Annotated in this window: 10 protein-coding genes; 6 read left to right on the top strand and 4 right to left on the bottom strand. The window is 51.5% G+C overall.

Going from position 1 to position 12539, the window contains the following annotated elements; translation table 11 throughout:
* The first annotated feature begins 29 nt into the window (after positions 1 to 29).
* Together nifJ and fldA are read left to right on the top strand one after the other, a co-directional pair.
* Positions 30 to 3602, top strand: a complete 3573-nt coding sequence (gene nifJ, locus PTW35_RS05460) for a pyruvate:ferredoxin (flavodoxin) oxidoreductase (RefSeq protein ID WP_281026840.1) — start codon at positions 30 to 32, stop codon at positions 3600 to 3602.
* Between the two features lie 103 nt (positions 3603 to 3705).
* Positions 3706 to 4194 carry a flavodoxin FldA gene (fldA, locus tag PTW35_RS05455; RefSeq protein ID WP_281026839.1) on the top strand — a complete coding sequence of 163 codons (489 nt, stop codon included), beginning with the start codon at positions 3706 to 3708 and terminating at the stop codon, positions 4192 to 4194.
* A gap of 111 nt (positions 4195 to 4305) precedes the next feature.
* Here the strand turns inward: fldA and PTW35_RS05450 are convergent, their stop codons facing one another.
* The 3 genes from PTW35_RS05450 to yejK all read right to left on the bottom strand — a co-directional run bounded on the left by PTW35_RS05450 (position 4306) and on the right by yejK (position 7210).
* Entirely contained in the window at positions 4306 to 4668 is a 363-nt protein-coding gene (locus PTW35_RS05450; RefSeq protein WP_281026838.1) for a nitrous oxide-stimulated promoter family protein, read from the bottom strand.
* A 149-nt stretch (positions 4669 to 4817) separates the two neighbouring features.
* Complete coding sequence (locus PTW35_RS05445) at positions 4818 to 5993, bottom strand: Hpt domain-containing protein (protein WP_281026837.1); 1176 nt, start codon at positions 5991 to 5993, stop codon at positions 4818 to 4820.
* A 203-nt stretch (positions 5994 to 6196) separates the two neighbouring features.
* The gene (yejK, locus tag PTW35_RS05440; RefSeq protein ID WP_281026836.1) at positions 6197 to 7210 is read right to left on the bottom strand and encodes a nucleoid-associated protein YejK; all 1014 of its coding nucleotides are present in this window, start codon (positions 7208 to 7210) and stop codon (positions 6197 to 6199) included.
* Positions 7211 to 7294: 84 nt separating this feature from the next.
* Between yejK and PTW35_RS05435 the strand changes: the two genes are divergently transcribed.
* Together PTW35_RS05435 and PTW35_RS05430 are read left to right on the top strand one after the other, a co-directional pair.
* Positions 7295 to 7513 (top strand): YejL family protein, encoded by a 219-nt coding sequence (locus tag PTW35_RS05435; RefSeq protein ID WP_281026835.1) that lies wholly within the window; start codon positions 7295 to 7297, stop codon positions 7511 to 7513.
* Between the two features lie 50 nt (positions 7514 to 7563).
* Positions 7564 to 9411: a DUF3413 domain-containing protein gene (locus PTW35_RS05430; RefSeq protein WP_281026834.1), complete on the top strand. Its 1848-nt coding sequence runs from the start codon at positions 7564 to 7566 to the stop codon at positions 9409 to 9411.
* A 65-nt stretch (positions 9412 to 9476) separates the two neighbouring features.
* Here the strand turns inward: PTW35_RS05430 and PTW35_RS05425 are convergent, their stop codons facing one another.
* Positions 9477 to 9752: a hypothetical protein gene (locus PTW35_RS05425; protein ID WP_281026833.1), complete on the bottom strand. Its 276-nt coding sequence runs from the start codon at positions 9750 to 9752 to the stop codon at positions 9477 to 9479.
* Positions 9753 to 9923: 171 nt separating this feature from the next.
* On the opposite strand from PTW35_RS05425, the gene PTW35_RS05420 reads away from it, so the two are divergent.
* On the top strand, positions 9924 to 10619 hold the full coding sequence (locus PTW35_RS05420; RefSeq protein WP_281026832.1) for an SDR family oxidoreductase: 696 nt from the start codon (positions 9924 to 9926) through the stop codon (positions 10617 to 10619).
* Positions 10620 to 10886: 267 nt separating this feature from the next.
* The gene (locus tag PTW35_RS05415; protein ID WP_281026831.1) at positions 10887 to 12521 is read left to right on the top strand and encodes a sensor domain-containing diguanylate cyclase; all 1635 of its coding nucleotides are present in this window, start codon (positions 10887 to 10889) and stop codon (positions 12519 to 12521) included.
* Positions 12522 to 12539 lie beyond the last annotated feature (18 nt).

Genomic DNA, 12539 nt, shown 5'->3' with positions numbered 1-12539 from the left:
TAAACAGGGCTTGCCCATTGGAGCCAGTCATGTCTACTCATCCACAAAGCCAATCGCAGTTTGTCACCATGGACGGCAATGAAGCCGCCGCATCAATCGCTTACCGCTGTAATGAAGTGATCGGTATCTACCCTATCACCCCGTCTTCCCCGATGTCGGAAGCCTGCGAGACATGGGAATCCCAGCAAAAGGAAAATATCTGGGGCCAAGTCCCTCGCGTTATTGAAATGCAATCAGAAGGTGGGGCTGCCGGAGCCGTGCACGGTGCCCTGATGGCCGGCGCGATGTCGACCACTTTTACCTCTTCGCAAGGGTTACTGCTTAAAATCCCGAACATGTACAAAATTGCGGGCGAACTCACCCCGTTCGTTATGCACGTTGCCGCCCGTACCCTTGCGACTCATGCCTTATCAATTTTCGGCGATCACTCTGATGTAATGGCAGTGCGCCAAAATGGTTTTGCCATGCTGGCGGCAGGCAGTGTGCAGCAAGCCCATGACTTTGCGCTTATCAGCCAAGCTGCGACATTGGAAAGCCGTATACCCTTCGTTCACTTCTTCGATGGCTTCCGTACCTCGCATGAAATCAACAAAATCAAAGTGATTGATGACGCGACGTTACATGCCATGATAGACAGCGAGCAGGTCAACGCCTTCCGTGAACGTGGCCTGACTCCAGATGCCCCGAGCATCCGCGGTACCGCACAAAACCCGGATACTTTCTTCCAGGCCCGCGAAGCATCAAACCTGTTCTATCAGGCCTGTCCTGATATCGTCGCCGCGAAAATGACCCAGTTTGCCGAACTAACTGGTCGTGAATATCGCCCGTTTGACTACTACGGCCACCCACAAGCCGATGACGTGATTGTGGTGATGGGCTCAGCCTCTGCTACCGTAAAACAAGCTGTTGACCACCAGCTAGCGCTCGGGCAAAAGGTCGGGGTCATTACCGTTCACTTGTACCGTCCGTTCTCGCTTTCACATTTGGTTGCGGTATTACCGACTTCGGTGGCACGTATCGCAGTACTGGACCGCACCAAAGAGCCGGGTGCCTTGGGCGAGCCACTCTACTTGGATGTCTTGGCCGCCTTGCAGCAGGCTGTTGCCAACCAGCAATTTCCGCACATGCCTTCGATTGTCGGTGGTCGCTATGGCCTGTCCTCCAAAGAATTCACACCATCGCATGCGGCTGGCATTTTCAACGCCATGCTCGAACAGCAAATCAAGCATCCGTTTACGGTGGGCATCATCGATGACATCACCCACTTGTCGCTACCTCAGCCAACCGCTATCGACATCGAGCCTGCTGGACGACTGCGTGCACTGTTTTATGGCTTGGGGGCTGACGGAACGGTCAGTGCCAACAAGAACACAATCAAGATCCTTGGTGAAAATACCCCGCTGCACACCCAGGGGTACTTTGTCTACGACTCGAAAAAATCGGGCGGGATCACCACCTCACACCTGCGCATTGACCCTCAGGCAGTGGAAGCACCATACCTGATTGAACAGGCGGACTTTATTGCTTGCCATCAGTTCCAGTTCATCAACAAGCTGGAAATGTTCGAGAAAGCGGCTCCTAAAGCGACCCTGTTGCTCAATAGCCCACACGATGCTGACACCGTATGGCAGCACCTGCCACGGGAAGTACAGCAGGTGATCATCGGCCGCCAGTTGAAACTGTATGTGATTGACGCAGTAAAACTTGCCCGTGAGCTTGGGCTGAAAAACCGTATCAACACCATCATGCAGGCGGGCTTTTTTGCCCTGAGCAACCTGATGCCGCTCGATGAGGCGCTTGGTCAGTTGAAGAATGCTATCGAGAAGAGCTACAGCAAGCGCGGCCCGGCAATTGTCGATGCCAACCACGCTGCGGTTGATGCAGCTGTTGCACACCTGCATGCTGTCGCTATTCCGGATGAAGCCACCAGTATTTTCCGTCGCCCGCCAGTGGTCAGCGAAAACGCACCGGACTTGGTCAAGCGTGTCAGCGCCATGATGATGGCCGACAAAGGTGACCAGCTGCCTGTCAGTGCTTTCCCTGTTGATGGCTGCTGGCCGACAGCAACTACCCAGTGGGAAAAGCGTAACATTGCTCAGGAAGTCCCGGTCTGGGAAGAAGATCTGTGTACCCAGTGTAATATCTGTACCTTGGTGTGCCCGCATGCGGCCATCCGAGCCAAGACGGTTGCGCCGGGTGAGTTAGTTGATGCCCCGGAAGGTTTCAAACATACCGATTACAAGCAGCGTGACTTCAAGGGCCAAGCGTATACCCTGCAGGTATCTCCAATGGACTGCACCGGCTGTAACCTGTGCACCACGGCCTGTCCTGCCAGTGACAAAGACAACCCGGCGCGTAAGGCCATCAATATGGTGCCGAAACAACAAGTCATTGAGCAGCAGAGCACAAACTATGAATACTTCCTGCAACTGCCGGAAGTAGAACGCATTGATATCAAGCGCATTGATGCCCGCACCAGCCAGCTCCTGCAGCCATTGTTCGAGTACTCCGGCGCCTGCTCGGGTTGTGGCGAGACATCCTATGTCAAACTGCTCACCCAGCTATTCGGTGACCGCCTGTTGATTGCCAATGCAACGGGTTGTTCGTCAATCTATGGCGGTAACCTGCCGACCACACCCTACGCCGTCAACAGTGATGGCCGGGGTCCGGCTTGGGCCAATTCGCTGTTCGAGGACAATGCCGAGTTCGGCCTGGGCATGCGCTTGGCATTGGACAGCAAGCGCAATAATGCCTTGTCATTACTCGATAGTGCCCGTGACATTATTCCAGCAGACTTGATTGAACAGATCCGTGAGGATGCCTTCGACAGCAGCGAAGCGGCCGTTGTTCGCCAGCGTGGCAACCTCACCCGCCTGCGCGCCGCCCTGCCTTACTCCATGCGCCAGCTTGACGCCTGCGCCGACGACCTGGTCGCGAAAAGCAATTGGATTGTCGGTGGTGACGGCTGGGCCTATGACATCGGCTACGGCGGTTTGGACCACGTCCTTGCCGGCGGCGATAACGTCAACGTACTGGTCATGGATACCCAAGGCTATTCGAATACGGGGGGCCAGCAGTCTAAAGCCACCCCAACTGGCGCAGTTGCCAAATTCGCGACCCAGGGCAAAACCAGCCAAGGCAAAGATCTAGCCCTAAATATGATGATGCACGGCAACATCTACATTGCCAAGATTGCGCTGGGCGCCAACATGAACCAAACCATCAAAGCCCTGCAGGAGGCGGAAGCCTATCCTGGACCGTCTTTGGTGATCGCTTACTCACCTTGCATCACCCATGGCTTTGACATGGCTGAAGGTGTCGAGCATCAGCAACTATTGGTAGATTCAGGGCTATGGCCGCTATTCCGCTTTGACCCGCGCCGGATAGCTAAAGGCCGTGCCGCGCTGCAGATGGACTCAAAGCCAGCCAAGAAGGATATCGAGGAGCTTATCAGCCGGGAAGCACGCTTTACCCAAATCAAGCGCAGAGATCCGCAGCGCTACGAGCAGAACCTCAACCGCCTTCGCCAGCAGGTAAGCCACAAACAGCAGCTGCTCGAACAGCTGGCCCAGTGGAAACCGGCTCAAGGCAAGAACGAATAACCCAGTACATCGGGTGTACAACTCAACAAGATCACAAAGCGGCTGGCCAGCGTTTTATCACCTTTGCAGCCAGCCAGCACAAAATAGTTAGGAGAGATAAATTATGGCTAACATCGGAATTTTCTTCGGCAGCGATACCGGTAACACCGAAAAAGTGGCAGAGAAAATCGCGGCAAAACTGGCATTGGAACCGCAGGATATCGCAGGCACCAGCAGCGACATCTTCGATGACTATGATGTGCTGATCCTCGGTACCCCAACGGCTAACTACGGCGAGATGCAACCCGATTGGGATTACTTTGTCCCGGAGATGGAAGAAGCCGATTTAACCGGGAAGAAAGTCGCCTTGTTTGGTTTGGGTGACCAGGTTGACTACCCTGATAGTTTCCTCGATGCCATGGGCGAACTGGCGGAAATGGTCGAAGAGGCTGGCGGAGAACTGATCGGCGAGTGGCCAACAGACGGCTATGAGTTCAATGACTCTCGAGCAGTAAAAGACGGTAAGTTTGTGGGATTGGCGCTGGACGAAGATCGCCAGCCAGAACTGACTGATGACCGCATTGCAACGTGGCTTGCGACGCTAGGGCTTTGACCCACTGGAAAAGACGGCAAGAAATGACAAGGGCTGCATATCGCAGCCCTTTTTGATCGGGGATTCACCACTCAGGCCAACCTACACAGTCAAGGTGTTACAAAAAGAGAATTACGGCTGCAAGGAAGATGAAGTGTTATCGATTTGCTCACCACGGCGCAGACAGTCGATTTTAAACTTTAAGGTTTGTAGCGGGCGTCGCCAGGCCAGTTTCGGCATAGCCCAACGCAACACATGGTTGAAATGAAGACGTTTAGCTGGCTGATAGCAGTGGCTTTTACACTGAATACAGTTAGGCTTTTCATTGCCAAGGCGGCATTTTTGTACGCGATGCTCGACATATTCAATGAGCCCTTCGCATTCAGGACACATGATGGCACCACGGTGCAGCGTTTTACAGTAAAGGCGAATCATCGCCTTTGCAGTATCCAACTCACGCTGCTGACGAGCTGGACTATTAGTTTGAGAGATCATAGTGGCGCTATTATCCACTGCCGCCCCGGCATTTATATGATCTCGATCAATTTAGGCAAGCGAACAAACAAATCACTCAGCTAAATTGCGGCGCACCAAGATAAAATACGGATAGTATCGCTTCATGGTCTGCATTGTGTCGCACGCGGCTAGGCATCCACTTTTATCTCGGCAAGGTAAGCCTCAGCATGGGCGATAGTCTTATTCAAGATTTGCCCAATGTTACGACATTCATCGCCCGACACGGCTTGGCTATGTTTAAGCTTTGCTTCCGCCACTGCGCAACAATCGCGCAAAGGTGTCGCCCCCAAGTTTGCTGCCACCCCCTTTAGTGCATGAACGATATTCAACACGTGCTCTTGCTGGTCAGGATCGGAGGCTGCCAAGGCCAAAGCCTCACCTTGGCCTGCGTTGTCCTCGACAAATATTTCGAGCAACATGCACACAGCTTCCTCGTCCCCATCCATGCTTTCACGTAGGATGTCCACATCGAGCCAAGAGGGGGAAGACTCTTGCTCTCCGTCGGTATCGGCTCGCTCTGCCGTCTTTTCAACAGTCACAGCCTTGCTTGAGGCATCATCAATAGGAATTCTAAGAACACTACTTGTCTGGAAAGGAGCTTCCTTGTGCGATTCTCGCAACCGGAAGTCGGCACATTCCTCAAGGAATGATTGGATTTCCAATGCTGCGGGGGTAAAAACCATCTTCAACAACTCACAAAGTTCTTCCAACTTTTCACTATTAGGCCGAGCTTTTACTTCGCGCTCGACCTGCTCAGCCAGGGCGTGGATTTGCTCTGTCCCCAAGCTGGCCGCTACCCCTTTGAGGCTATGGGCGATCATCTGTACTTGATCAAAATCACCAGCTTGAAGCGCCCTTACAATCTTATGGCCATCGTCAAGGTGTTCATCGACAAAAACCTCTAGCAGCATCGTCACCATATCGCGATCACCATCCATGGTCTCGAGCAGGAAATCACTGTCGAAAACCAGCATTGACTCCACTTCAGGCGAAAGACTCAATGGTTCCGCGTCGAGCACTGTGCGAGAGCTTACAGTGTCTTCGTTCGTTGAGTCTGTTGTGGCATCCGTGCCGATATCGGCGTCCTCTCTTGGCTTTACCAGCAAATTGAATCCAAGCCCCAACGCAGCCACCAAAGCCATCACCGAGAACACAACAAGTGAATAGCCCACCACCCCGGCCAAGGTGACACCAAGATATAAACTCGGCAGCGCAGCAATGATAAGTACCGTACCAACAACACTTTTCTTGGAATTACGAGATTGCAAAGGGGAGGTAGAGCCTTTGCCGCAAGCATTTGTCATGGTCACTCCTGTCCATCTTACCGATGGCAATGAAACACACCCAGACCCAGTATGGAAAAATAACCCAATAGGTACAGAAAGCTATACAAAAACTGTAGGCAAAAAAATTAGAGAGGTACAACCAAAATCACAGATTAGTTAGCTTGCTGTGCAAACTAACACAAAAAAAAACGGGTAACCGAGGTCACCCGCTATCCAAAGCACTAGCCATCACTGTTGAGTCGGCGCAGCAGCTGATCTTTCAAGTTCGGCGGCGTGCCCTTCAAAGTCAGCGTGTCGGTATCTGCATCGTAGAAAATACGTTCACCAAGTAGCATGCCATCAAAATTAATGGTGACACCGCCGCCTGAGCCAACAAACTTGGTCAACTTACGCATAGCCGTCCTGTCAGCAGGGAAGCTCTCTTCCAGCTCATAGCCCTGCTGTGAGGTGAACTGGTAAAAATCAGTCCCGTCTTCAGACTCGGGAAGTTCAGCGGCCAACTCTTTGACGGTCACTTCGTCACCGGCCTGCAACTGGCCGTTGCAGTAATCGTACACCTGCTTGCGGTATTCCTGCTTTTCTTCCTTATCCATGCGCGAATCGGCACAGAAATCTTCCACAGCCTGCATCAGAACCTGATTCTGTTCTTTAACATCCAGCCCGACTTCTGCCTGCAGGAAATCAAGGAAGAAATCAGCAATCTTGCGGCCGACGCGCCCCTTGATAAAGGTTAGGTAACGGTTAGAGTCCGCATCCGTTTCCCACGATGACAAGTCGATGCGGGCAACAATGTCCATCTTCGACACATCAAGGTAATCGGTCGCACTGATATCAAGCTGCTCGGTTACTTTCATACTATGACAGGTTGGCAGCAGGCCGATAAACAGATAATCCGTCGCTAAAGATTGGTACTCGGCAATCACCAGCGTGCCAGTCTCGGCAAACGGGTATTTCGCCAGCTCAGCCTGCAGGCGCTGGGCCGATTGGTTAGAAAATGTAAGAAAGTCCAATTCACCACGACGAGCCTGTTTCAGCCAATGACCAAATTCGCTATCGTCAGAGAAGTGGCCGAACCCTTTGGCGCCTTTACTGCTGTATACCCGATGGAGCTCAGAGACCAGTTCCTCGGTCGCAGTGTTATTTTCAAGGGATTGTTTTCGAAGATGAATTTCCAATTCATCGTTTTCATTCTTGACTAATTGATGAAGAATGACGTTAGAAAGCGTGAGACTCATAATGGAAAAATTTCAGTAAATCTAAAGTGTAGGTTATTATAAGTCGCTTTCCTTAACATTAAACAAGATTAAACAAGACTTCCTATGCCAATTACTTCAAAATACACCAATAAAAAAGTTGAACAAATCATTGAAGATATGTTCGATGTATTAGAGAAGCATGATGCTTCTGCAGAACTTGCACTGATGATCGTAGGCAACATCGCCACCAACATCATCAATGCCGATGTTCCTGCATCGCAAAGGAAGGCTATTGCAGACAAATTCGCACAGGCTCTGCAGTCTTCTATCAAAGAAGATTAATCTTGTTTGCTTGTGCCACAGCTATATAGGACTGGGAAACACTGACATCTATGGTCTCCAGCGGTAACAATTACAAAGACAAAGTCTCTCAGCTTATCAGCTGGGGACACTGGTTCAGTTTTTTCAATATCATCGCCGCCATGCTTTTGGGGACGCGGTATATTGTCCATTCTGAGTGGCCGGCGTCCCTGCTTGGCCAACTCTACCTGATGTTCAGCTGGGTTGGCCACTTCGGCTTTCTGGTCTTCGGCTTCTACATCCTGATCCTGTTCCCGGCCAGTTTCCTGATCCCCTCTCAGCGTCTGATGCGGCTGTTCGCAGTGTTAGTTGCCACCACTGGCCTAACCGCGTTGCTGCTTGATACCCATGCATATGAAACGCTGGATCTCCACCTAAGTCCCTTGGTATGGGATCTGCTGCTTAGCGGTGAGCGCACAGAACTCAACGCCCGCTGGCAATACCTGTTTATTACCGTCCCGGTCATCTTCCTGCTCCAGCTGGTGCTGTCTGAGTGGCTGTGGCGCAAACTTAGAAAGCTCACCCGCAAACATGTCGGGGTGCCTATCGCAACGGTCTTTGGGATCTGCTTTATCAGCAGCCACCTACTGTACATCTGGGCTGATGCCAATTTGTACCGCCCGATCACCGTACAGCGTTCGAACTTTCCGCTGTCCTACCCAATGACAGCAAAAAGCTTCATGGAAAAGCATGGCTTACTGGACCGTGAAGAGTATACCGAACGTCTCAATGCCCAGGGGATCGAAACCAGCGAACAGCTGCGCTATCCGCTGGAGAAAATAGCATTTAATGACCCGGGAACTGGCAAGAACCTACTGATCGTAATGATCGATGGGCTACGTAGCGATATGGTTGCGGCCGACACCATGCCTTACCTATCGGCTTTTGCCAGCCAAAACCTCCATTACGAGAATCACTACAGCAGTAGCAACGAAAATACCGCCGGGATTTTTGGTCTGTTCTACGGCCTGCCGAGCAGCTATATCAACAGCGCCCGTTCCGACAATACCAGACCGCTGCTTATCAGCACGCTGGAACAGCGTGGCTACCATTTTGGTTTATTCGGTGGTGATAACCTTCGTCAGGATCCGATATACACCGAAGCGATCTTCAATGGTCTGCCCCTCGAGGAAATGACTACAACAGATCAAGATGCCGAAGCCGTGGATAGCTGGGCATCATGGCTTGAAACCCAGAATAATGAAAAGCCTTGGTTCAGCTATATTGAGCTTACTTCAGTACAGAACTTTGAAGAAGGTGGTGACTACTCGCCTAAATTCGAGCCGTCACTGGGGTCAAGCAACGCCTCGGGCCAGAACACTAACCTGATATTGAAAAACAGCTACCGTAACGCGGCTTACTTTATTGACGAGCAACTGATCCGGATCTTCGACCAGCTGGTTGCCCAGCAGTTCATGGATAACACCATTGTCATGATTACGGCCAACCACGGTACTGAATTTAACGAAACCGGAAGTAACAGCTGGGGCGCAAACAGCAACTACAGCCAATACCAATTGAAGGTGCCTATGGTTATCCATTGGCCGGGCAGTGTTTCATCAGTGAGCGACAGGCTCACCAGCCACCTAGATGTTGCCCCAACATTGATGGAGTCGCTGTTTAACACCACAACACCATCGTCTGTCTACAGCAGTGGCAACAGCTTGTTCAGCAACCCGACCAAGCGCCGCTGGATTTTGGCAGGTAACGAAAAAGATATTGTGATGATCCAGCCAGAATCCACCACGGTCATTGATAAATACGGTAACTATCTGGTTTATGACCAAGACTATAAGCGGCTGGATTCTGCCAAGCCAAAGCTGTCTACCCTGATGCAAGCCATGCACGAGATGAAGCGGTTTTACAGAGCAGAGCGATAAAGCAGATCAATCATGAGGGCGGCCAGTGGCTGCCCTTTCTGTTTCCTTGGCGGTATTGCCTGTCACTACAGATAATCTTTGTTATCGGCATAGCATTGCTCATACCCATCCTGCCAGCCGTAAGCATATTTTTGGTCGGCCTCCATCCTCTCGGGATCTTGGCGAAAGCCGTCCAGATGCGTAGCCGGTTCGTTCTGGCGGCTGAAACACCCGTCTTGGTATCCATCTAAGTAAGGTCGGGTAAAACCGAGTTCAGCTAGCGTGTCGTGACGCGTATCTGCACAGCCGGCCAGGAGGAGCACTGCAAGGGGGAGCCCGGTCAATGTTGGTGAAAAAGTCATAAATGTCCATATATGAAAGTAAACACCTAAAATGTAGCGGTGGCACACCATTTCAACCTGTCTTAGTTTCGATACTTCCGCTATCTTTATACCTACCTGATTAATATTCTCTATTTTTCAGCTCCTTATTGAGTTTGATATTTCCCCCTGAGAGCAGGTTGAGGATAAAAAATGAACAAAACCGTCTTAATTACTGGCGCAAACCGTGGCGTGGGACTGGCGTTGACCGTGGCTTACCTTGAAGCCGGCTGGCGGGTCTATGCGACCTGCCGCGATATTGCCCGTGCAAATGAGCTGACCCAAAGGCAAAGCTTGTTTCCCAACCTGACCATCGTCGAGCTAGATGTCACCAACCACGATGCCATCTTGCATCTCGCCCAATCGATGGAGTCCATCAGTCTAGACTTGCTTATCAATAACGCAGGCTACTACGGCCCTAAAGGGTATGGTTTTGGTAACACTGATGCCAAAGAATGGCGAAAGGTATTGGAAATCAATACTATTGCGCCGCTGAAGCTGGCAGAGGCCTTCTACCCTCAGCTCAAAGAAGGCACGCCCGGTATGATTGCCTGCGTTTCCTCCAAAGTAGGCAGCATGGCCGAAAATACCAGTGGCGGCGGCTATATCTACCGCTCTTCCAAGGCAGCTCTCAACTCTGTGGTCAAGAGCCTATCGAACGATCTCCTTCCCGAGGGGATTATCGCTATCGCCCTTCACCCTGGCTGGGTGCAGACCGAGATGGGCGGGCCGAATGCGCTGATCGATAGCCAAACCTCAGCCGTTGGCCTGAAAAAAGTCCTCGATAACCTCACTCCGGCCGACTCCGGCCTGTTCATGGACTACCAGGGTAATTACCTTCCTTGGTAGCGGCCCAGCCCGCGATGAGGGCTTACACTTTGTCGCGGCTTCCCCGAGCTTTCTCCCGAAAAACCACTGGTAGATAAATCAGACAGTTGCAGCCATACGCGTGATGCGTCGCAGAAAGGCTTTCTCGTTGGGAGAAAAAAGCCAATTTGCAGTATCCATTTATCTATACCGGTAAAAAAAACGTAACAATAGATTGTGCACCAAGAAGCAAAAACCAAGTGTGCCATATCCGTATTGAGTGCATAGTCATTTAGGGTGGAAGGTAAATTGATCCAATATCATAAAGTCCGGCAATTTTACGATCGTCTACTTGCCCAAAGCGGAAAATCCCATAACCTTCAAACGACATGCGAGCAGATCTGCCGCAGCCTCGTCCACCATTTTTCTGTCCGTCGAGTGGTTATTGCCCTGGCCTATGGTAATCAGTGGAAAATTATCCTGAACATGGATGAGCAAGATACCCAGTATCATTATCCGCCCATTACGTATCTGGAGATCCCCTCGTTACCGGCAGAATTGATCAACCTGGCCATTACGCAACAAAGGCCCGTATTCCACCCTAACAACACGGGGCAGTGGTTGTTGCTCCCCTTAGAGCGGCAGTCGGAAACCATTGGCTGTATGCTTATCGATTTCCCCCAGAGCACTGACAACCAACATCTTCACAGCCGCGATTTTCACTTTCTCGCCGCATTACTGGCTGCCGAGTTGAATGCCTCGATGTTCGATAGTATTTTCCTGAGTAAATTCAGCCAAGAACGCGTTGCAGAACGAGAGAAGAAAATCCGCCAAAACGAACAGCATACTTTGCAAAGACAGCTGCAGGCCCTGCATGATATATCCTTTAAACTTTGGCGTGCCAGCTCGATCAATAATATGCTGTTCACTGCCGTTGACGAAGCCAAGCAGCGGCTCAATATCGACAGAATGGCTATCTTTTTATTCCAGTCCGGCCACCGGATGAAGGGAACCTATGGCACCGACCTGCAAGGGAATACCGTCAACGAAAGTGACTTCGAATCAGATATCCCAGATATGTGGTTTGCCCCCCATGCGCTGGGGCAAAAAGAATACCTCGTTGTCGAAGAAAACACCCCGCTCTATCATGACCTCAAACAAGTCGGCTTTGGCTGGAGCGCCTATATTTCCCTGTGGGATGAAGATACGCTTATTGGCTGGATTGCCTGTGACAACCTGCTCAGGGGGCTGCCACTCCCTGATCACTTTCACCAGCTCCTCAAACAATTCGGCTTTATTGTCTCCCAGCACTTGGTCAGACGCCAAGCAGAGGAAAAACTGAGGAAGCTCAACAGTGAGCTGGAACAGAGGATTGCCGAGCGAACCCACGCCCTGCAACGAGCCAACACCAAACTTCAGAAGGTATCGCGTGAAGATCCGCTGACCGAGGTGGCAAACCGCCGGGTTTTCGATGAACGCTTTATCGACGAATGGCGACGGGCCGACCGGCACCAGCTTCCGCTATCGATATTAATCATAGACATTGACTACTTCAAAGAGTACAACGACAGCTACGGCCACGCAGCCGGTGACAGCTGCCTCAAAACCATTGCCCAAACCCTGGCGCAGGTAGAGCGGCGAGCCGGTGCCTTGTTTGCCCGTTACGGCGGTGAAGAGTTCGTTCTGCTGCTGCCGGGCCAAGATAACCGCGCCACCCACTACGCGGCAGACAAAGCCCTGAATGCAATTCGCCGGCTACGCCTTCCTCGCAATCCGCATCCAGAGCAGACAACTGATTTTGTCACTATCAGCATTGGCGGTGCCACTATCACGCCTTCAGCACGCTACACCCCTGGCGCTTTTTTCAAAATGGCCGATTCTGCGCTCTACGAGGCAAAAAGCGGTGGCCGTAACCGGCTGCTGATAATGGACATTCAAAACTAGCGGCACTATCGTGTGCCA

It is taken from the genome of Photobacterium sp. DA100 (assembly GCF_029223585.1).
Classification (GTDB): domain Bacteria; phylum Pseudomonadota; class Gammaproteobacteria; order Enterobacterales; family Vibrionaceae; genus Photobacterium.
Note: the sequence above shows the minus strand (reverse complement) of the source record. Positions and strands in the feature narration are given on the sequence as shown.

Excerpts from the sequence above, each read along its gene's own strand:
- PTW35_RS05425 (WP_281026833.1), bottom strand. The coding sequence starts at position 9,752 with ATGACTTTTTCACCAACATTGACCGGGCTCCCCCTTGCAGTGCTCCTC.
- PTW35_RS05420 (WP_281026832.1), top strand. The coding sequence starts at position 9,924 with ATGAACAAAACCGTCTTAATTACTGGCGCAAACCGTGGCGTGGGACTG.
- PTW35_RS05430 (WP_281026834.1), top strand. The coding sequence starts at position 7,564 with ATGGTCTCCAGCGGTAACAATTACAAAGACAAAGTCTCTCAGCTTATC.
- PTW35_RS05435 (WP_281026835.1), top strand. The coding sequence starts at position 7,295 with ATGCCAATTACTTCAAAATACACCAATAAAAAAGTTGAACAAATCATT.
- nifJ (WP_281026840.1), top strand. The coding sequence starts at position 30 with ATGTCTACTCATCCACAAAGCCAATCGCAGTTTGTCACCATGGACGGC.
- yejK (WP_281026836.1), bottom strand. The coding sequence starts at position 7,210 with ATGAGTCTCACGCTTTCTAACGTCATTCTTCATCAATTAGTCAAGAAT.
- fldA (WP_281026839.1), top strand. The coding sequence starts at position 3,706 with ATGGCTAACATCGGAATTTTCTTCGGCAGCGATACCGGTAACACCGAA.
- PTW35_RS05445 (WP_281026837.1), bottom strand. The coding sequence starts at position 5,993 with ATGACAAATGCTTGCGGCAAAGGCTCTACCTCCCCTTTGCAATCTCGT.
- PTW35_RS05450 (WP_281026838.1), bottom strand. The coding sequence starts at position 4,668 with ATGATCTCTCAAACTAATAGTCCAGCTCGTCAGCAGCGTGAGTTGGAT.